Origin of the sequence: Parafrankia irregularis (assembly GCF_001536285.1) — a bacterium.
Lineage (GTDB): Bacteria > Actinomycetota > Actinomycetes > Frankiales > Frankiaceae > Parafrankia > Parafrankia irregularis.
In genome coordinates this window covers 136592-156755 of sequence record NZ_FAOZ01000009.1, presented here as the reverse complement: position 1 = coordinate 156755, position 20164 = coordinate 136592, and the positions used below count along the sequence as shown (strand labels likewise).

The window sequence follows — 20164 nt, the reverse complement described above, 5'->3', positions numbered from 1 at the left end:
ACGGCGCCACCGACTCGGTGGACCTCCGCGTTTCCCTACCATGACGATGGTTTTAATGGATGACCACGACCTTCGACGAGGCGGACCGGCGGCGGTCCTACGAGCTGCTCGCCGCGCAGTGGCGAGGCCAGCCCGCCGGCTGAGCCACCCGCGCCCCTTCACCTGCCATCATGGGACGGTCAGGATCACCGCCGGCGGCCGCGAGCGGCCCACCGCGTCCGCGGCAACGGGCGGCGGGAACGGTCGGGAGGTGCCCGGATGGTCGAGCCGGCGATCGAATCGGCGGCACGGCGCGTCGAGGTGGCGGCGCGGCGCGTCGAGGTGGCGGCCGGGGTCGAGTTGCACGTCGAGGACCTGCGCCCAGCCACGGTCCACCCGGACGGCCCACCGGTCGTGCTCGTGCACGGCATCGCGGGGACGACCGCCGACTGGGCGCGGGTCGCGCCGGACCTCGCCGCCACCCGCCGGGTGATCGCCTACGACCAGCGCGGCCACGGCGCCAGCGACCGGGCCGACGGGCGTTCGTCCTACACGTTCGACCTGCTGCTCACCGACCTCCTCGCGCTGCTGGACACGCTCGGCCTGACCGCCGTCGATCTCATCGGCCACTCGATGGGCGGGGTCGTCGCGCTGCGGTGCGCCCTGGAGCATCCCGGCCGGGTGCGCTCGCTGGTGCTCGTCGACACGGCCGCCGCACCCGCCGCCGCGACCGGCGGCGTCGCCCGGCGAGTCGTGTCGGCGCTGCTGGAAGGTGCGGCGGCTGTGTCGAGCGCCGTTCACGCCGCACGCGACCCGGCACCGACGACCGAGGCAACGACGGAGACATCGGCAGCCGAGGCGACGACGGGCGAGGGCAGGCGCGCCGTGGGCGGACAGGGCGCGCCGGCGATCGTCGATGAGCCGGTCCGGTCGGTCCACGCCGGCGGCAGTGCCGCCGACCGCGCGCTCGCCGGGTTCGACCAGCTGGATCCGGAGGCGCTGGTCGCGCTCGGCCGCGAGCTCGGCGCGTACCCGTCGATGGTCGACCGGCTCGGCGAGATCGCGTGCCCGGCGACGGTCGTCGTCGGCGAGCACGACACCACGCTGCGCGCGTCGGCGGCGGCCCTGGCTCAGGGCATCCCGGCCGCGCACCTCGCCGTGATCGCCGACGCCGACCACAGCCCGCACGCCAGCCGGCCACTGGCCTGGCTCGCCGCCGTCGACGTGCACTTCGGCCGGCTGGCCGCACCGCGCGTACCGGGACGTCCTGAACCGCTCCCCGACCAGACCTGAGGCACCCCCGCGGAGCCCGTTCCCTCATCGTCGTCCCGTCAGGGTCCCGGGCCGGAGTAGCGTCCCGACGATGACCATCACCGCGCTGGAGCGCGTGCACGGTGCGCTGCTCGGGCTGGCCGCCGGTGACGCGCTCGGCGCCACACTGGAGTTCATGAGCCCGGGCGAGATCCGCCGCCGGCACGGGGTGCACACCGAGATCACCGGGGGCGGCCCATTCGGCTGGCGGCCCGGTCAGGGCACCGACGACACCGACCTGACGATCGCGGTGGCGCGGGCCTACGCCGGCTCCGGCGGCTATCAGCTCGGTGCCGTCATCGAGCACATCATGCGCTGGTACGACGGCCGGCCCCGCGACATCGGCGGTATGACAGCCGCGTCCCTGCGGCGCATCGCCGCCGGCGAGGACCCGTTGACGGCCGGCGCCGCCGCTACCGCCGCGGCCGGGGGCGGTGGCGCGGGCAACGGCAGCCTCATGCGGGCGCTGGCGACCGGTCTCGCCCGCGTCGAACCCGAGCTGTGCTCGCGAGAGGCGGCCGAGATCAGCGCGGTCACCCACGCCGATCCGCGCTGTGTGCAGGCGTGCGTCGCCTACACCGCGATCGTCTCGGCGCTGGTCGACGGTGCGCCGGTGGGCGCGGCCCTGCGGTCCGGCGGCGACGCGGTCGCGGCCCTGGGCGCCGACCAGGCGGCGGGCGCGGGAGCGCGAGCAGGATCGGACGTCGGCGGCGCCGCCGAGGTCGTCGCGGCCCTCGCCACCCCGGCCACCATCGGGCTCACCGAGCTGCCGACCACCGGGTACGTCGTGCATTCGCTCGCCGTGGCCGTCTGGGCGATCCAGCAGCCCGCGCCGCTGGAGGAGCTGCTCGTCGACGTGGTCAACCGCGGCGACGACTCCGACACCACCGGCGCCATAGCCGGCGGTCTGCTGGGTGCGCGCGACGGTGTCGGCGCTGTGCCGCCACGCTGGGCGGAGCGGCTGGAGTACGCGACGGAGATCGCCCATCTCGCGCCCGCCCTGCACACCCTGCGTCAGGGCTAGCCAGGGCCCGTTTCCGAAGTACGTCCCGAGGCTGCCCGTGGATCTGATCGTGACTTTCGAGCTGATCGATGCGGTTGGTGGTACTGCGCGGGACGGTTCACCGATCGGGTCGGTCTAACATCTCCGGGGTGAACAACGACGCCGTCGTGATCAGCCGAGTCGTCGAGGACCGTCACTGGCATGCGTTGGAGAACGACCTCGTCGTGGGCCGGGGCGAAGCCCTGCGCCGACCGGATGGCCGACTGTTCCTGGGCGTCGACGCCTGGCAGGACAGGGTCTTCCAGCCGCTGGTGGCCACGATGCTCGCCGAGTTGCCGGAGATCGTCTACACGCTGGTGGACGACGAGGACGTGGAGGCGCGCGCCCGCTGGCGCGACGCGGGCTTCGTGACCTACCGCCAGGAACGCGTGTACACGGTCGCCACCGACCCGCAGATCACCGGGCTGGACCAGATTCGGGCGCCATCCGGGATCGAAATCCTGCCCTTGGGGCAGGCCGCGGAGGCGCCGCTGTCCGAGCTCGATCGGGTGGTACGCGCCGAAGTGGGTGCTGCCGCCGGGTGGCAGTCCATGCCCGTGGAACTACGCAGCCGGCCGGACGGAACGGTTGGCGTCATTGACCCCGCGGCCTATGTCGTCGCGGCGCAGGACGGGGAATATCTCGGGCTCGCCCGGGTCGCCCGGGTGCCCCGCCGGTCCCGCCTGGGGCTTGTCGCCGTCCGGACGGCGCGGCGCCGCCACGGCATTGCCCGGGCGATGCTGGCCGAGCTGCTGGGCTCGCTGCACCGCGCCGGCGTCGATTCGGTGACCGCCGAGGTCGACGACTACAACAAGCCGGCCAACGCGCTGCTACTCGGAATCGGGGCCCAGCAGGTGGGCAGCGCGTCCGAGCTGCTCCACCGCTGAGCTGGCGGACTCAGTGCGTCCAGCTGATCACGGCCAGTTCGTCGGCCGGGGCGACGACGAGGCCGTTGCCGCCGCAGGCGGTGCAGGGATCGAGCCGGGCGCCATCGTACTCGTGCCCGCAGGCGAAGCAGCGCAGCCGGTCGGTGGCACGCTGCCAGCACAGGTCGGTGGTCTCCAGGCTGGTGCCGGCCGCGGCGGCCTGCCAGGCGGCGGTGGCCGAGGCGATGTCGACCCCGGTGGCTGCGGCGAGAACCACGGTGCGTACCGGAGCCCCTTCGCTCGCCTCGATGATGGCGTTGACGGCGGCGCGGGCCAGTCCTGCCTCATGCATGTCCGGGAACCTTCACCTTCCACGTGGTCAGAACGGAACGGGCGACCGCGACCAGGACGTCCAGTCGCGAGTCGATCAGGGCGCTGAGGCCCCAGCGGTCGGTGATGGACTCGGGCACGATGCCCACGAGCGCGACGTGCCGCGGCGCGCAGCCGGCGAGCTCGGTGGCGGCCAGCGCGTCGACGAGGCCGATGTCGTGGGCGGTGGCGCGCACACCGTGGCCGCGGCGGACGTCCCCGTCGGCGAGGACGACGACGTCGCCGGGCCGGCCGTGCTCGGTGGACACGGCGTCGATGATGAGCACCGCGTGCCGGCCGGCCAGGTAGGGCATGAGCATCAGGCCGAGGGTCCCGCCGTCGAGGACGTCGACGCCGGGGATCGCCGGCTGCTGCAGCTGGCGGGCGGCGACGACGCCGACGCCGTCGTCGCCGAGCAACTCGTTGCCGATGCCCAGCACCAGGACGGGCGCCTCCAGCTCGCCGTCGGGCGGCGGCTGACGCAGGACGTCCACGGAGGTGGGCTCACGGGGAGCGGCCGACGCCGTCACCCGTGGTCCTTTGCATCACTCTTTGCGTGGTCCTTCGCGTGCTCCTTCGGCAGGAACTTGTTGCCGGAGAAGATCGAGCTGAGCACCCCGGTGCCCTCCACCCGGTCGACGAGGATCGCGCTGTACAGGTGGTGGATCATGAAGCCCCAGGTGAGCCACATGATCAGATGGTGGACGAGCCGGATCGTCGGCAGCGGAACCACATGGAGCAGCCAGCCGGTGAGCCAGGAGGCCCAGCCGTTACCCTCGATGCCCCACAGCACCAGGCCGGTGACGATCTCGACCCCGAACATCGTGTAGAGCACGCAGTACGTGAGGCCGGCGAGCGGGTTGTGGCCGACGACCGGAGGCGCCTCGCGGGTGAGGAACGTGTAGAACCGCACCGACGGCACGATCTGGCCGATCCGTTCCCGGCTGGCGGGTATCCACTCCGTCCAGCGCGACCAGGGGTTCGGCGAGCGCAGGTGCCAGATGACGCGGCCCAGGATCAGCGCGATGAAGAGATACGCGGTGACCTTGTGGATGTTCCTCGTCCACGACATCCAGTAGGTGTGGCCGCCCGGGTCGATGGCCGGGGTCCCGATGAGGAAACCGGTGGCGGACAGGACGACGAGGTCCAGCACGAGCAGCCAGTGGATCAGCCGGACGGGCAGGTCCCAGACCCGCACCCGGACGAACTCCGGCGCCTCGCCCCTGCCCGGGCCTGCGACGTCGCCGTCGCCGTCGCCGTGGCCGTGGCCGTGGCCGTCCTTGCCGTTCTCGACGGCCCTCGTGCTCCCGGCGTCCTTCTTGGCCCCGGCGCTGCTGGGGGCGGGGGCCGTCACTGGACCCGCACCTCGATGATGTCGCGGCCGTCGATGTCGTAGAGATGCGCGGCGCAGGCCATGCACGGGTCGAACGAGTGCAGGGTCCGCAGCACCTCCAGCGGCCGGTGCGGGTCGGCGACGGGGGTGCCGACCAGCGCGGCCTCATACGCGCCGGGGTTGCCGGCGGCGTCGCGGGGGCTGGCGTTCCAGGTGGTCGGCACCACCGCCTGGTAGTTGCGGATGCGGTCGTTCTCGATGACGACCCAGTGCGACAGCGCGCCGCGGGGAGCCTCGTGGAAGCCGACGCCGCGCAGGGTGCCGTCCGGCCAGGACGTCGGGCGCCACCGGCCGGTGTCGGCGATCGTCAGGTCGCCGCCGGCGACGTTGTCCCGCAGCTCGGCGACGAGATCCAGGGCGTGCCGTGCCATCAGCTGGGTCTCCAGGCCGCGGGCCAGCACCCGGCCGAGGGTCGACATCAGCGCCTCCGGCGGCAGGTGCAGCCGGTCCAGCGCCCCCTGGACGATCGGGCGCAGCCGGGCGTCCCCGGTGCCGTAGCCGACGAGCAGCCGGGCCAGCGGGCCGACCTCGACGGCGATGCCCTGGTAGCGGGGCGCCTTCAGCCAGGTGTACTTCCCGGCGACGTCCAGTTCCTCGAACGGCGGCTCCGGGCCGGTGTAGTGCGGCTCGGTCTCCCCCAGCCACGGTGGCAGCCCGGCGGCGTCGGACTTCTCGTAGCGGAACCACGAGTGGGCGACCGACTCGGCGATGCCGGAGGGGTCGAACGGCTCCACCGCGGCGAGGTTCCCGTTGCGGATGACCCCGCCGGGGAACAGCCCGTCGCGGGGCGGCCGGGCGATGCGCGGCGGGGACGGCGAGTAGTCGCCGAACACCATGTAGGAGCCCAGCCCCCGGCCGTAGGTCGTCCACTCGGGGTATGCGGCGGCGATCGCCTCCAGGTCGGGCAGGAAGACCTGCTCGACGAAGTCAACGCCGCGCTGCAGGATCTGGGTGATCTCCTGCAGCGTGTTGTCGTTGATCGCGTCCTGGCTGTTCAGGTCGATGGGGGACGCCATGCCGCCGACCACGTAGGTCTGCGGGTGCGGGTTCTTCCCGCCGAGCAGGGCGTGCACCCGGACGTAGTCGCGCTGGAAGTCGAGCGCGTCGAGGTAGTGGCTGAACGCGATCAGGTTCAGTTCGGGGCTGAGCCGGTAGGCCGGGTGCCCCCAGTAGCCGTTGGTGAACGGGCCGATCTTCCCGCTCTCCAGGAACACCTTGAGCCGGGTCTGGACGGCGGCGAACAGGCCCGCGGTCGAGCGCGGGTAGTCGGAGATCGACTGCGCGAGCGCCGCGGCGGCCGCCGGGTCGGCCTTCAGCGCCGAGGTCGGGTCGACCCAGTCCAGCGCCTGCAGGTGGTAGAAGTGCACCACATGGTCATGGACGGACAGTGACGCGGCGATGATGTCCCGCAGCAGCCGGGCGTTGCGCGGCGGAACAGCGCCGACGGCGTCCTCCACCGCCCGCACCGACGCCAGCGCGTGCACCGTGGTGCACACCCCGCAGATCCGCTGCGCGAACAGCCAGGCGTCGCGCGGGTCGCGCCCGGTCAGGATCGTCTCGATCCCCCGCCACATCGTCGAGGACGCGTACGCCTCGGTGACCTGGCCTCCGTCCACCTGAACCTCGACCCGCAGGTGGCCCTCCACCCGGGTCACCGGGTCGATGACAAGCCGACTCATCTCGTTTCGCCCGTCTCCTCGCCACCGGCACCTGCGCCTGCGCTTCCACTGCTGCTTCCACTACTGCTTCCACTACTGCGTCCACTGCTGCTTTCACTGCTGCTTTCACTGCTGCTTTTGCTCGCGGCTTCGCTTTCACTCTCACCTGCGCCGCCGTCCGCGTTTTCGCTTTCAGCCCTTTCGGCGAGCTCCGCCGCGGCCCGTTTCTCCCGCCGCGCGGCCACCTTGTGCTGGACTACCTTTCCGACGCCGTGCGAGGCGAAGCCCGTCGCCGTCGCCGCCAGCACACCGATACCGATCTGGTCGGCGGTGAGGTCGAAACCGGACGTCGCCACATGCGGCAGCCGGTCGTAGAACGGGGACATGGTGTCCCAGAAACCCGGCTCCGAACACCCCACGCACCCGTGCCCGGCCGCTACCGGCCAGGACGTCCCGCCATTGAACCGGACACTCGGGCAGTTGTGGAAGGTACTCGGGCCCTTACAGCCCAGCCGGTACAGGCACCAGCCGTTACGGTGGCCCTCGTCGCCCCACTTCTCGGCGAACTGGCCGGCATCGAAATGGCCGCGCCGCTGGCAGGTGTCGTGGATACGCTCCCCGTAGGCGAACCGGGGCCGGCTGAAACCATCGAGCTCGGGGAACTCGCCGAAGGTCAGGTAATGCACGATGGTGGCGGTCAGGTTGTCCGCGTTGACGGGGCAGCCGGTGAGGTTCACCACCGGCACGCCGCCCACGACGTCCTCGACCCGCACCGCACCGGTCGGGTTGGGCCCGGCCGCCGGGATCCCGCCGAAGGCCGCGCAGGTACCGACGTTGATGATGCCGGCCGCGCCGCGTACCGCGTCGCGCAGGATGTTCTCCGCCGACTGGCCACCCACGGTGCACGAGCCGGGAATTCCCAGCGGGATGGATCCCTCGACGACGACCAGGTGCCCGCCGCGGGCCACCGCGTCGTCGCGGGCCTTCTCCGCGGCCTCACCGGCGGCGGACATCACCGTTTCGTGGTAGTCCAGCGAGATCATCCCGAGAATGAGATCGGCCACCGTCGGGTTACGCGAGCGCAGGAAAGCCTCGGTGTCACCGGCGCAGTCCTGGAACTCCAGCCAGATCACCGAGATCGGGTCGGCCTGGTCCAACGCGTAGGCGACCCGGGGAGCCAGCTGGGCCGGCAACGCGAGCGTCGCGGTGATACCGGCGCAGAACTTCAGGAACGACCGTCGGTCGACCCCAGCGCCCGCGAGCCGCGCGGACAACGGCCGGCCGGATTCGCTCGTCAATTCGGGTGCCTCCCGCCCCGGGTACGTCCACAAACGTGTCGAGTGGACGTTAGTGACCGGCCGCGCGACAGCGCAGGAACCGAAGCGGGTGGGCGCGGGAGTCCATCAGAGCCGAATGGGCGGGCCAGACGTCCCTTGCCGCCGCCGCCAGCGGTCCGGAAAATGCACTACGGGACGGCGGACCAGCGCCGCCGCCCGGAAAACCGCCGAACCCCTCACCCGGAATCCCGGCCTGATACCGGCATCCGGCCTAGCACCGGAAGGGGACCACGGCGCCGTGTGCCTCGGGATACCTGGCCGTATTGTCGCGACGACCGACGTCGCCGGCCTTCTCATGGGCACCGTCGACTTCGGCGGGATCACCCGCGAGGTCTGCCTGGCCTACGTCGCCGACGACGCGGCGATCGGCGCGTACGTCATCGTGCACGTCGGCTTCGCCATCAGCCTGGTCGACGAGGCCGAGGCCCATCGCACCCTCGAGCTGCTGCGTTCCCTCGGCGACGTCCTGCAGGACGAGCTGGCGGCCCAGGACGACCCGGTGCGACCGCCCCGGCATGAACCGAGCCGCGGCCCGGCGACCACCTGATCGGCCGTGCGCCGACCGGTCCGGACACCAGCCGGCCCGGGCGTTCACCAGCTCCGGGTCATGGCATCTCCATCGTCTGCGCCTGGCGAAGCTCGTCGAAGACGCGGGCCAGCTCGGCGTCGAGTGGGGCGCCGAGCCGTTCGAGCAGGTGGCTGACCACCACCGCGCAGGCGGTGAGGAGCACCTCGGCGTCGATGGGTGGAGCGCCCGACTCGTGCACCGAAAGCACGCCGGTGACGACGACGGCGACCGGGTAGACCTCCAGGCCCGGCAACCACGCCGCTGCTGGGCGCAGGACATCGCCCAGCAGCGCGCGCAGGTCGGCCGCGTCGAGGCCGTCGGGGAACGCCTGCTCGATCAGCCCCAGTGTCAGCCCGTGCAGGACGTCCCGGACCTGCGGCTCGTCGAGTGCCCGCAGCCGGCCGCAGACCGCGTGCAGCGTGTCCGGGTCCTGCGCGACGACGGCCGCGCAGGCCGCGGTCACCTCCCGCCCGATGGCACGAGCGATCGGTGGCAGCCCCGCTGACGGGAACCCGGACGACATCACACGCTCCCGAAACCGGGGTGCCGGGGCAACGCCATGACTCGCATGCCGCCATGGTGGCCTGTCGAGCCCCAGACGTTCACCTCAGGGTGCGCCACGGCGCTTCCCGGCGCCGGGCACCCGGCCTACGACGCCCGCATGGCCGCGCCGAGGTCAACGCGCCCACCAGCCGTCTCACCTGCTGGTGAGCTCACCCGGCAGCGAGGTCCGCGTACCGGCGGGCGGCGGCGAGCGCGGCCCGTACGGTGGCGGTGTCGGCCGGCACGGGCTTCGCCTCGAAACCGTTGGGGGCGTACAGAGGGCCGTAGGCCGCGGTGTCCCGCTGGTAACGCCAGCCTTCGGCGAGAGGGCCCGCGTCCACCGTGTCGTAGCCGATCGCGTCGAGGAACGCGGTGACCGTCGCCTTCGCCGCCGGGTCGTCGCCGACGATCGCCAGCGCCGCGCGGTCCGGAGCGCCGGTGGGCCGGGCGAGCTCCAGCAGGTGCTTGAAGTAGATGTTGTTGAACGCCTTGACCACCTTCGAGGTGGGCAGGTGGTCCTGAAGCAGCTCGCTGGTCGTGGTCGACTCGTCCTCAAGAACGGGGATGACGCCGTCGCGCTCCGGATAGTAGTTGTTCGTGTCGATGACCACCTTGCCGGCGAGCGGCTCGACCGGGACGTCCAGGTAGGCCCGCAGCGGCACCGTCACCACCACCAGGTCGCCGGCGGCGCCGGCCTCGGCGGACGTCGCCGCCCGGGCCCGCGGCCCGAGCTCGGCCACCAGGTCGGCCAGGGTCTCCGGGCCGCGTGAATTGCTCAGAACGACGTCATACCCGGCCGAGACGGCAAGTCTCGCCAACGTTCCACCGATGTTTCCACTACCGATCAGTCCGAGGGTCGTCATACCCGGGACAACCTCTGGTCCCACGCCTGACATTCCGCCACCGAGAAGATCGACATCACCCGCCCACGGACGGAGCCCGTCGCAGCGGCACAGTGTCCAGGCCGGTGACCCTGCACCCGCGAGCCGCCAGCCGATTGGCGATCCACCCCTGGCCACAGGCGAGATCGAGTGTTTCCATCCCGGGCTCAAGTTCGAGCAGTTTCCAGATCAGCTGTGCCTCCGCCTCGCTGCGACCGTCCGTAAGCCGCGGGGCGTAGAAATAGAGGTAGTCCTGGTCGAACACCTTCCGGGCATCGAAGGTGCTCGCGGCGTCGTCCGGCATCCATGCCACTGTCACATCGGGATCCTGGCACTCCCGGCATGGAAGACCGAAACACCAGGCTTCACCCGGCACCTTCGAAGAGATGCGAAGAGGACCATACCTGCCGGTGTACGATCGCACGATCCGCACAATTCCTCCCAATAGGCACATACGGGAGCTTGGCAATCAGCAAGGAAGGAGGATTTCGGTTGCCGTAGCAGCCAAAATCCTCACTCCTTGCTTGGCGACAACGGCAGCGGAGGCAACGGAAGGCGGCGGCTCGGGCTTCCGCGACGCACGCCGGCAAGACCATGATCCTCAACTGCTCGATCCGCTGTTTCGAGCTGCCGCCGCGCCAGGCAGGAGCTGAGGATCGCGGTCACCCGGGCGCGGGTAACAACCTGACCGGCTCGTCCGGCCCAGCGCCACGGCGACGCCCACAGGAAAACGGTTCGCCAGCCCGCCGGCAGGGCTTCAGGCTGACACGATGCGCGTGAGCTTCTGCCGGCTTGACGGCCCGAAGGGTGGCGACGGCGGGTCGGTCACCACCATCGAACGCTCGGATGGGGTGTCGCTGCGGATGCGCTCCTACGACCGGACCTTCAGCGTGCCCCACGACCTGGCACATTTCGTGGCCGAGCACGAGTTCAGGCTGAACCGGGGTGTCTGGGGCAGCATCGCGGCCGGCGCGATGTTCGCCAGCATGACCGTGGTAGACGGCCGGCTCCGCCACGACAGCCGCCAGCGTTCCCGCGAGCTGATGCGGGCCAACCAGCGTGAGATCCGGCTCGCGGAGATCGTCGCCGGTGCGGTGCACGACGCGGTCGAGCGAGGTGCCCCGCCGAGCGCGGCCGACATCGCCTCGGCCTGGCAGATCTACCGCACGGACGTCCCGCCCTTCCCGGCGGACCTGCCAGCGCGGGCCGCCGCACGGCTGAACGTTCTCCGGGCAGTCTGGCAGGCGCTGGGTCCGGACGAGTCGATCGACCTGACGTGGCAGCTCCCTGCCACTTCACCACGGATCAGGAGCGCGCGGTGACCGTGCGGTTGCGGCCGGCGCTCTTGGCGGCGTACAGCGACTGGTCGGCGTGCGCGAGCACCGCGGCCAGCGCGGGCTCGTCCGGGTCGACAGTCGCGGTGCCCACGCTGACCGTGACGTGCAGCGGGCCGGCGGATGTCTGCACGGGCCGGTCACAGACGGCGAGGCGGACGCGCTCCCCCAGGGCGTGTGCCACATCGGGGCCACCGGTGACGAGGACGGCGAACTCCTCCCCGCCGAGCCGCCCGGCGAGGTCCCCCCGGCGCAGGCACCGCTCGATCCGGCGGGCGATCTCGACGAGCACCTCGTCCCCGACCGCGTGCCCGTGCAGGTCGTTGACCTGCTTGAAGCGATCGACGTCGATCATGGCGGCGGAGGTCGGCCGGTCGGCGGGCAGCCGTGCGTCCGCTTCGACGGTCGCCTGTTCGACGAAGTGGCGCCGGTTGGGCAGGCCGGTGAGGGGGTCGGTCGCGGCCGAGTGCCGGGCCTCCTCGTACAGGCGCGCGTTGTCGTAGGCGGTCGCCGCGGTGTTCAGGACCATCCGCGCCACCTCCGCCTGCGGGCCCGCCCCGCCCTCGCTGCCCGGGCCGCCCGCGGGGCCCGCGCCTCCCAGGCCGCCCGACCCGTCCACCCCACCGGTCACGCCGTGGTGGGTGGCGAGCACGACGACAGCCGGCACGGGGCGCAGCGCGGTGGCCGGCAGCGCCAGCCAGTTCCGCAGAGGCTCCGGCACCCCCGGAAGGCGGATGGGCCGCGCGGCCGGGCTTCCCCCGACCGCGGCGCCGGCGAAGGCAGGGCCGAGCACGTCACCCGCGTGCTCGACGCTCGACCCGACGGCGCGCGGGTCGACGTCCCCATGGACCTCGGTGACCCGGATCGCCGACCCGGCGCTCTGGTCGAGGACCCACACGTCGTCGTATGGCAGCACCGGTCGCGCCGCGGCCAGCACCCTGCGCAGGACGTCGCTTGAGCGCAGGGTGGACCCGGCCTGCTCGGCGACGTCCCGCAGCACCTCGGCGAGCTCGCGCTGGCGGCGCTCGGTGGCGAGCCGGGTCTGCAGGCGCGCGGCCTCCGCGGTCCGCAGCGCGACCCCGACCTGCTTGGCGAGCGTGACGAGGACGTCGACGTCGTCCTCGGTGAACAGGCCCTTGGCGACCTGGCTGTCCACGTAGATCACGCCCGGGGCGCCGCCCTCGATCGGGACCGGTGCGGCCAGGATGCTGCGCAGCCCATGCTGGACGGCGCTTTCGGAGCCCAGTGCCGCGCCCTGCGCGGTGCCGGTGACGACCAGGGGACGTCCTTCCGTGTGAACCCTGGCGACGATGCTGCGGGCATAGGACGAAAGGTCCGTTGACGACTCGGCCGTGGATGAGTCGGCCGTGGATGAGTCGCCCGTGGATGGCGGCTCCGTCGCCGCGGCGTCCCTGGCGGTGCGGCCGGCGTGCAGGACGAGCGGGCCGTCACCGGCCCCAGGGCCGGTCACACTCCTGGGGCCGGTGACACTCCCGGGACCGTTGGACATCGTGTTCTCGGGGAACAGGAGCAGGGCCCGGTCGGCACCGAGGATGTCGATGATCTCGGTGAGGACGATGTCGGCGACCGCGTCGGGGTCGAGGGCACCGGTCGTGGCGGCGCTTACCCGCAGCAGTGCGTCGAGGCGGCGGCGGTCCCGGGTCAGGCCGACCGTCCCCTGCCCCCTGGCCAGGCTGGTCACCTTTTCGGTGAGACCGAACTCGCGGCGGACGTCCCGTCCGCGGGCGATCCAGCCACGGCCGCGGGCCAGGGTGAGCGCCAGCTCCGCCTCCTCACGGGCCTGGCCCTCCCGGCCCAGGGAACGCAGGCAGCGGGCCCGTTCCACGTACACGTCGAAGGTGATGCGGGGGGCGTCCAGCCGGGTCGAGAGGTGCTGGGCCGCGGCGAGCCAGCGCAGGGCGCGGCGGGGCCGGCCCGCGACCTGCTCCGCGATGGCCTTGAGGACGAGCAGGTCGGCGCGGAACAGGGGCAGCGCCGCCGCCGGCAACGCCTCCCGCAGGCAGCGGCGGGCGACGCGCGCCCGGTCGGCCCGTTCGCTGCCCGTGGCGGCCCGGGCCTGCTCGAGGCGGCCCCGCGCCCTGACCAGCCAGTAGTGCCGGTGGAACTTGACGCTGCGCCACGGCGAGCGGCCCTTGGCCTGGGCGGAGGCGACCAGCCGGTCGAAGGTCTCGCCGACGGCGCGCGAGTCCAGGCCGGCCTCCTCAAGGTCGGTCTCGATCAGGTTGTGGTCGACGATGAAGGCGCGCACCGCCTCCTCCTGTGCGGGTGGCACGGCGGCGAGCACCGGTTCGAGGTTCTCGCCGGCACCGCCGAGCGAGCGCGCCATCCGGGATCGCATGATCCGGATGTCGTTGAACACGTAGTCGATGCCGTAGGCGTTCGGCTGCAGGCAGGCGAGGCCTTCGCGCCACAGGCCCCGGTAGGAGTAGTTCATCGCCAGCGCCGTCACCGCGTCGTCGTACAGGGAGGCGTCGACCCAGCGGGCCGCCCGGCGCAGCGTCGCCTCGAGCTGGTCGCTGACGGTGGTGGTCTCGCCGAGGAACTGGAGCGCGAAGCACGAGTAGAGATCGGCCTCGGCGACCAGGGCCGGGTTGCCGGTCTGCTCGGCCAGCGCCCGGAACGTCCTGATCGCGCGGCGCGTCGTCCGCCCGCAGCCCAGCTCCGCCGCCGCGCAGTTGATGATGATGTTGCCTCGGATGAACAGCTCGCCGAACCCGACCCGCTTCATCACATAGAGCCCACCCACGTGCCACAGGAAGGTCGGGATGTCGAACAGGAACAGCGCGTTCACCCCGCCGATCTCGTGCAGGCGCAGCTCGGTCTCGTAGCGCCGCCGGGCCGCTCCGGTGGCCGTCCCGAAACCCGTCGCCGGCCAGCGCATCGCCAGCGCGCACAGCATCCGGCCGAATGCGACCGGACCGACCAGGACGGGGCCGGGGATGGGCCGGCCGGCCTCGGCGAGTCCGCGGCGGACATGATTGGCGGCGGCGCTGTAGTTGCGCATCCCGTGCTCGATGCCGGCCGCCTCCGCGCGCAGTGCGGCCCGGGCCAGCGGATCGTTCTCCAGCTCCAGGGCTCGGGCGAAATGGGCGCGGGCCCGGTGCGGCTGGACGATGCGGGAACAGGCCAGGCCGAAGCCCGTCTCGAAAGCCGCGTCCAGGCCGATATCGGCCCGCGCGGCGGCCTGGGCGGCCGCACGGAACAGGCGCTCCGCCTCGACCGGTGCGCGCCCGGCGACCGCGGCCTCGGCCGCCGCCCGGGTGAGGCGGTACAGCCGGGGCGCGGGCAGTCCGCCGCTGACCGCGTGCCGGGCGAGGGCGAACAGGTCAGGGCCGTGCACGGCGCCGGACGCCTCCATCGCGTCCGCGATCGCCGCGTGCCGCGCGCGGAGGCCGTCGGCGCTGATGGTCGACAGCAGCGCCTCGCGCACACAGTCGTGCACGAACGACCAGCGATCGGGCGCGCAGCCGTCCGACACCGGCGTGACGAGCTGGTGGAACTCCGCCTCGGCGAGTGCCAGCCGCGCGTGTTCCGGCGTCACACCGGCCGCCACGGCGAGCAGCGCACGGTCGAACTGGTGACCGATCGCGGCCGCGGTGCACAGCACCGGCAGCGACGAGCGGTCCAGCGCACCGACCCGGCGCCGGATCAGGCCCAGCACCTCGTCAGGCAGGGCAAGCGAGTCGAGCCCGTCCCGATCGACGTCGAAACCGTCCCAGGACGGCCGGATCAGACCGGCGTCGATCACGGCCCGGACCAGCTCGAAGACGGCCAGCGGGCAGCCGCCCGAACGGATCGCCACATCCCGGACGAAGCGCTCGTCGGCGACATCGCCGAGACAGCCGCGGATCAGTTCGGCGACCTCGGGCGCGCCCAGCGGCCCCAGCCGGAGATCAACCCGTCGTGATCTGCCCGCCGGCAGCAGCCGGTCGGCGCGGCGGGACGTCGCGATGACGAGCAGCGGCGCCGGCTCCGGGTCGTTCGCGACCTCCTCCAGCAGCTGGCGGTCCGCGGCCCCGAGCCACTGGGTGTCGTCCACCCACAGCAGCAGGCCGCCGCTGCGCCGGGCCAGCTCCCGGACGAACCGCACGACGGCCAGCCGCAGCTGGACGCCCAGGTCCCCCGCCGTGACCGACGCCGACTGATGGAGACCGGTCGCCGGGCCGGGCTGATTCTCCCGGGGAGGCCCGGGAGCGCCCAGCGCCGGATGCAGGCCGGCGAGGACGGGAGCGTCAGCACCAGCGGCGGCCCGCAGCTGGGAGCGCCGGCCGGCGCCGGCGGCCGCGGACGGGGTCTCGCCCGCGGCGGGCGCGGCGGGCGCGGCGGCCGGGGCGTGCAGCCAGCTCTCCACCAGGGCGTGGAAGGTGACGAAGGGTGCGTCGACCCGTTCGGCGCATTTCGCCTCCATCAGGACCGCGCCCGCCACCGAGCGTGCCTGGCGGACGAACGTCCGCACCAGATGGGTCTTGCCCACGCCCATGTCGCCGGCGATGCCCACGACCGTCCGCTCGCCAGCCCCGCGGCGGGTGAGGTCCCAGGCCTCCCGCAGCCGCGCCAGCGGCGCCTCTCGTCCCACCGGCTGATCGGACGGCCGCCAGGGACCGGCCCGAGCGGCGACCGCCGGCGCACGCGGCCCGGCCACCGCGGCCAGTGCCGCGGCCAGGTCGTCCGCGGACTGGAAGCGGTCGTCCGGATCCTTCGCGAGGAGGGTGGCGACAGCCTCCGCGAGAGCTGGCGGGATGTCGTCGCGGACCCGGCTCGGATCCGGGGGCGGCGCGACCGCGTGCAGCCGCATCAGCTCGGCGACGTCGTCCGCCTCGAACGGCGGCCGCCCGGTGAGACACGTGTGGAGCACGACGCCGAGGGAGTAAAGATCCGAACGTGCGTCCACCGGACGGTTCAGCATGCCGAGCTGCTCGGGTGCGCTGTAGAGGACGGTGCCTACCGCCTCATCGCGCACGACGCCGCCGGTACGGCCCAACAGCCCGAAGTCCACCAGGATCACCCGGCCACCCGACCCGATCATGATGTTGGCCGGTTTGACGTCCTGGTGCACCAGGCCGAGCCGGTGGGCGGCCGCGAGAGCGCCCGCGACGTCCTGGCCGATGCGCAGGATGGCGGGCACCGTGAGCGGGCTGAGGCCGGAGCCGGCCAGCCCACGGCCCGGGCTGGGGCCGGGGCCGGCTGGGCCGGCGGCGAGCCGGTCGGCCAACGACTGACCCTCGACCAGCTCCAGCACCAGGTACGGCCGTCCGTCAGCCTCCCCGGCGGCGAACACCCGGGCGATGTTGGGATGCCGCAGGCACGCCAGAACGGTCGCCTCCCGCTGAAAAGAACGAATCACCTCGGGCGGCGGGACACCCCGGGACACCTTCACGGCGTAGCACCGGCCCTGCCGCTCGGCTCGGTAAACCACGGCGGAGACTCCCAGGCCCAGTTCCGTCCCCAGGCTGACTCCCGGGATGTCGACAGGCACCACGCGCACGGGTTCCTTCCGGGACCCGCACTGGTTCGTCGCGGTCCGGCTGGGGCGGGCCTTCCATCCACTATCACCCGCCCGCCCGCAGCCCGCATGCCGGAAGCAGAGGGCGGAGACCGTCCGCCGGCCCTGGGCTGCGGCAGGTGTAACAGTTGAGGTATGGCACTGTTGCCCATCCGCACCCTCGGCGACCCGGTCCTGCGCACGCCGGCCGAGCCGGTCACCGTCTTCGACGCAGCTCTGCGGCGCCTGGTCGACAACATGATCGAGACGATGTACGCCGCGCCCGGGGTCGGTCTGGCCGCGCCCCAGGTAGGCGTCAGCCTGCAGGTGTTCGTCTTCGACACCGAGTACGACCCCCGGGACGTCGCCGTCCCCCGCCGGCCGCTGGTCGTCGTGAACCCGGTCCTGGAGACCGGCTCGGGCGAGCAGCACGACGAGGAGGGCTGCCTTTCCGTGCCCGGCCATGCCTACCCGACAACCCGGGCCGCCACCGCGACCGTGCGCGGGGTCGACGCGACCGGCGCCGCGGTCACCTACCAGGCCAGCGGGTATCTCGCCCGGTGCCTCCAGCACGAGACCGACCACCTGCACGGCAGGCTGTACATCGACCGGCTCACCGGCGAGGACCGCCGCGCCGCCCAGGCGGCCCTGCGCGACGGCGTGCGGCCGTCACGCCCCGTCCCCTCGATCTTCCGTGGCTCGTCCCCCTCGATCTTCCGTGGCTCGTCGCGGCCCGGCCAGCCGTGACCCTGGTGTTCGACGCCGAGCAGGTGCGGCGCCTGCTGCTGGCGCGGGAGGAGATCGCGCTGCTCGACCTGCGGGAGGAGGACGCCTTCGCGCAGGAGCACCCGCTGTGGGCGGCGAACCTGCCGCTCTCCCGGCTGGAGGCGGAGATCCTGGAGCGGGTGCCAAGGCTGGCGGTGCCGGTCGTCGTCTACGGGGAACACGACGGGATCGACCTGGCACCGCGGGCCCTTGCCCGGCTGAGAACGCTCGGCTATTCGCAGGCCGGGGCGCTCGCCGGTGGGCTCGCCGGCTGGCGATCGGCCGGCGGCGAGCTCTTCCGGGACGTCAACGTGCCCAGCAAGGCGTTCGGCGAACTGGTCGAGGCGGTCAGGCACACGCCTTCGTCGTCGGCGCAGGACGTCCGACGCCTGCTGCGGGAGTCGCCGCCGATCGTCGTCGACGTACGCCGCTACGACGAGTACCACACGATGAACATTCCGTCCTCGGTGAGTGTGCCGGGCGGTGAGCTCGTGCTGCGCATCCGGGAGCTGGCGCCCGATCCCCGCACGCCGATCGTCGTGAACTGCGCCGGCCGAACCCGGAGCATCATCGGCACGCAGTCGATCATCAACGCGGGCGTTCCCAACCCGGTGGTGGCGCTGCGGAACGGGACGATCGGCTGGGAGCTGGCCGGCCTCGCGCTCGACCATGGATCCACCCGGCGCGCACCGGCCGAGGTGACAGCGGAGCACCACGCGGCCGCCCGGGCCGGCGCGCGGGAGATCGCCCGGCGGGTGGGGGTACGTCCGCTGACGCTCGGCGAGCTGGCGGGCCTCGACGACCCGGCGCGCACCACCTATCGGTTCGACGTCCGCGACGAGGGCGAGTACGCCGCGGGGCACCTGCCCGGGTTCCGTCATGCGCCCGGCGGGCAGCTCGTGCAGGAGACCGACCATTTCGCTCCCGTGCGCGGCGCCCGCCTGGTGCTCGCCGACGACGACGGCGTCCGCGCCACCATGACGGCGTCGTGGCTGGCGCAGATGGGCTGGGAGACCTACGTCCTCACGGTGCCCGGTCCTTCGCTCACGGAGGTGGGGCAGACGGCCGCACTGCGGCCCGCGGCGCCGGCCGTCGACGAGGTCGAACCGGCGGAGCTGGCGACCTGGCTGGCGGGTCCGACCCCGTCGGCGGCCACCGCGACCGTCGTCGTGGACATCGGGCCGAGTCGCGAGTACGTCCGCGGGCATGTGCCGGGGGCCTGGTTCGCGATCCGCGCGCAGCTGGGGCCCGCCGGGCAGGCCCTCCCGCCGCATGCACGCCTGGTCATCACCTCTCCCACCGGGGAGCTCGCCCGGTGGGCGGTCGCCGACCTCGCCGACGGACACAGCGCGGCCGGTGGACCCGGCGGCGGTCGCGGGGGCAGCGGGCGGGTGTACGCGCTGGCGGGCGGCACACGGGCCTGGCAGGCGTCGGGAGCCACGCTGGAGGCCGGCGGCCAGCGATTCCTCACCCCGGCGACCGACCGGTACCGCCGGCCGTACGAGGGCACCGACAACGCCCGCGAGGCCATGCAGGCCTACCTCGACTGGGAGTTCGGGCTGATCGCCCAGCTGGAACGCGACGGCACCCACTTCTTCGCGCCGATCTGACGGGAACCGGCCCACATCGCCCAGATGGCAGGGGGTACGACGACGGCCGTGGCCGGGCCGGCCACGGCCAGGCCAGGATCCGTGGTAGCGTCCACTGTTTCCGACAAGGATCTCCCCCTGTAAGGATCATCCGCTGTGGCGCGCCGCCCCGTCCCTCGCAGCAAGACGAGCACCGCGGTCGTGGACTACATCCTGGAGCAGATCTTCGAAGGGCACCTGCGGTCGGGCGACCGGATCGATCTGGAGCAGGTGTGCCGGGAGCTCGACGTGAGCCGGCTGCCCGTCCGCGAGGCCATCGTGATGCTGGAGCGCGATGGCATCGTCTCCTCGGCGTACCACCGGGGGGTCTTCGTCGAGCCCTTCGACACCAGGTCGATCAACGACGATTTCGAGATCATCGGGCTGCTCAGCGGCGTCGCCGTCCGGCACCTTGCCGAGGAGCGGGACGCAGAGGTGATCGCGGCGCTCGAAGGCCTGGTCGACGAGCTGCGGGCCGTGCCGCAGGGCGACCGGGAGCGCGTGGTCGAGCTCGTCCGTCTGATCCTCACCACCGAGCACCGCGCCGGTGGCTCCCGCCGCCTGCGCGCCGAGCTGCGCGCCTTCAGCGGGTACCTGCCGCTGGTGTTCCGGATCAGCACCAACCGCAGCCAGGTCGACACGGTCGAGGCACATGCCCGCGTCGTACGCGCCATCGCCGCCGGCGACGGTGAGAAGGCCGCCCGCCACCGCCTCGACGACTTCCGCGAAGCCGGCCAGCGTGTCGTCGCGGAACTGGCCCGACGCGGTGTGCTCAGCACCGAGGCCGGTTCGTAGGCTACCCGCTGATCGGATGGGTCTTCCGACTCGGCTGGCGTTGGTGAGTGAGAGGCGCCCGCCCAGGTTCAGTACCCGCCTTGTCGGGGCGTGATCTCGATGCGACTGTCCGCGGAGTTTCCCGCTTTATTCTTCTGCGTTGATCGTGACTTCTCGGATTCCCGGGAGACGTCACTGGCAGCCTGGCTCAAC

17 protein-coding genes are annotated in these 20164 nt (G+C 72.6%); 8 read left to right on the top strand and 9 right to left on the bottom strand.

Annotated elements, in window-relative coordinates:
- The first annotated feature begins 258 nt into the window (after positions 1-258).
- The 3 genes from AWX74_RS16970 to AWX74_RS16960 all read left to right on the top strand — a co-directional run bounded on the left by AWX74_RS16970 (position 259) and on the right by AWX74_RS16960 (position 3219).
- Complete coding sequence (locus AWX74_RS16970; RefSeq protein WP_091277739.1) at positions 259-1272, top strand: alpha/beta fold hydrolase; 1014 nt, start codon at positions 259-261, stop codon at positions 1270-1272.
- Between the two features lie 70 nt (positions 1273-1342).
- Positions 1343-2314, top strand: coding sequence for an ADP-ribosylglycohydrolase family protein (locus tag AWX74_RS16965; protein ID WP_091277738.1), 972 nt, complete (start codon positions 1343-1345; stop codon positions 2312-2314).
- A 128-nt stretch (positions 2315-2442) separates the two neighbouring features.
- A complete protein-coding gene (locus tag AWX74_RS16960; RefSeq protein WP_207550347.1) occupies positions 2443-3219 on the top strand; it encodes a GNAT family N-acetyltransferase in 777 nt (258 codons plus the stop codon).
- Between the two features lie 10 nt (positions 3220-3229).
- On the opposite strand, the gene AWX74_RS16955 is transcribed toward AWX74_RS16960, so the two are convergent.
- From AWX74_RS16955 to AWX74_RS16935, 5 genes are read right to left on the bottom strand one after another with little or no spacing between them, the layout of a single operon-like run.
- Positions 3230-3550 (bottom strand): hydrogenase/urease maturation nickel metallochaperone HypA, encoded by a 321-nt coding sequence (locus tag AWX74_RS16955; protein WP_091277734.1) that lies wholly within the window; start codon positions 3548-3550, stop codon positions 3230-3232.
- A complete protein-coding gene (locus AWX74_RS16950) occupies positions 3543-4097 on the bottom strand; it encodes a HyaD/HybD family hydrogenase maturation endopeptidase (RefSeq protein WP_242666277.1) in 555 nt (184 codons plus the stop codon). The genes AWX74_RS16955 and AWX74_RS16950 overlap by 8 nt, the downstream gene beginning before the upstream one ends.
- Positions 4094-4921 carry a cytochrome b/b6 domain-containing protein gene (locus tag AWX74_RS16945; protein ID WP_165615663.1) on the bottom strand — a complete coding sequence of 276 codons (828 nt, stop codon included), beginning with the start codon at positions 4919-4921 and terminating at the stop codon, positions 4094-4096. Before AWX74_RS16945 ends, AWX74_RS16950 begins: the two co-directional genes overlap by 4 nt.
- Positions 4918-6639 (bottom strand): nickel-dependent hydrogenase large subunit, encoded by a 1722-nt coding sequence (locus tag AWX74_RS16940; protein WP_091277732.1) that lies wholly within the window; start codon positions 6637-6639, stop codon positions 4918-4920. The genes AWX74_RS16945 and AWX74_RS16940 overlap by 4 nt, the downstream gene beginning before the upstream one ends.
- Complete coding sequence (locus tag AWX74_RS16935; RefSeq protein ID WP_091277729.1) at positions 6636-7916, bottom strand: hydrogenase small subunit; 1281 nt, start codon at positions 7914-7916, stop codon at positions 6636-6638. Before AWX74_RS16935 ends, AWX74_RS16940 begins: the two co-directional genes overlap by 4 nt.
- Positions 7917-8193: 277 nt before the next feature.
- Between AWX74_RS16935 and AWX74_RS16930 the strand changes: the two genes are divergently transcribed.
- Complete coding sequence (locus AWX74_RS16930) at positions 8194-8502, top strand: HypC/HybG/HupF family hydrogenase formation chaperone (protein WP_091277727.1); 309 nt, start codon at positions 8194-8196, stop codon at positions 8500-8502.
- A 58-nt stretch (positions 8503-8560) separates the two neighbouring features.
- Here AWX74_RS16930 and AWX74_RS16925 read toward each other — a convergent pair whose 3' ends face one another.
- From AWX74_RS16925 to AWX74_RS16915, 3 genes are all read right to left on the bottom strand, one after another.
- On the bottom strand, positions 8561-9046 hold the full coding sequence (locus tag AWX74_RS16925) for a hypothetical protein (RefSeq protein ID WP_091277725.1): 486 nt from the start codon (positions 9044-9046) through the stop codon (positions 8561-8563).
- A 190-nt stretch (positions 9047-9236) separates the two neighbouring features.
- Positions 9237-9929: an NADPH-dependent F420 reductase gene (locus AWX74_RS16920; protein ID WP_091277723.1), complete on the bottom strand. Its 693-nt coding sequence runs from the start codon at positions 9927-9929 to the stop codon at positions 9237-9239.
- 55 nt (positions 9930-9984) lie between these two features.
- Positions 9985-10266 carry an SAM-dependent methyltransferase gene (locus AWX74_RS16915; RefSeq protein WP_193209655.1) on the bottom strand — a complete coding sequence of 94 codons (282 nt, stop codon included), beginning with the start codon at positions 10264-10266 and terminating at the stop codon, positions 9985-9987.
- 451 nt (positions 10267-10717) lie between these two features.
- Between AWX74_RS16915 and AWX74_RS16910 the strand changes: the two genes are divergently transcribed.
- On the top strand, positions 10718-11269 hold the full coding sequence (locus tag AWX74_RS16910; RefSeq protein WP_091277719.1) for a hypothetical protein: 552 nt from the start codon (positions 10718-10720) through the stop codon (positions 11267-11269).
- On the opposite strand, the gene AWX74_RS16905 is transcribed toward AWX74_RS16910, so the two are convergent.
- Positions 11253-16781: a diguanylate cyclase gene (locus tag AWX74_RS16905; RefSeq protein WP_207550345.1), complete on the bottom strand. Its 5529-nt coding sequence runs from the start codon at positions 16779-16781 to the stop codon at positions 11253-11255. The two genes, AWX74_RS16910 and AWX74_RS16905, sit on opposite strands and share 17 nt — an antisense overlap.
- Positions 16782-16940: 159 nt before the next feature.
- Here AWX74_RS16905 and def point away from each other — a divergent pair, with 159 nt between their 5' ends.
- From def to AWX74_RS16890, 3 genes are all read left to right on the top strand, one after another.
- Entirely contained in the window at positions 16941-17531 is a 591-nt protein-coding gene (gene def, locus AWX74_RS16900) for a peptide deformylase (protein WP_091277716.1), read from the top strand.
- On the top strand, positions 17528-19159 hold the full coding sequence (locus AWX74_RS16895) for a rhodanese-like domain-containing protein (RefSeq protein ID WP_091277713.1): 1632 nt from the start codon (positions 17528-17530) through the stop codon (positions 19157-19159). Before def ends, AWX74_RS16895 begins: the two co-directional genes overlap by 4 nt.
- A 135-nt stretch (positions 19160-19294) precedes the next feature.
- Complete coding sequence (locus AWX74_RS16890; protein WP_091277711.1) at positions 19295-19972, top strand: GntR family transcriptional regulator; 678 nt, start codon at positions 19295-19297, stop codon at positions 19970-19972.
- Positions 19973-20164 lie beyond the last annotated feature (192 nt).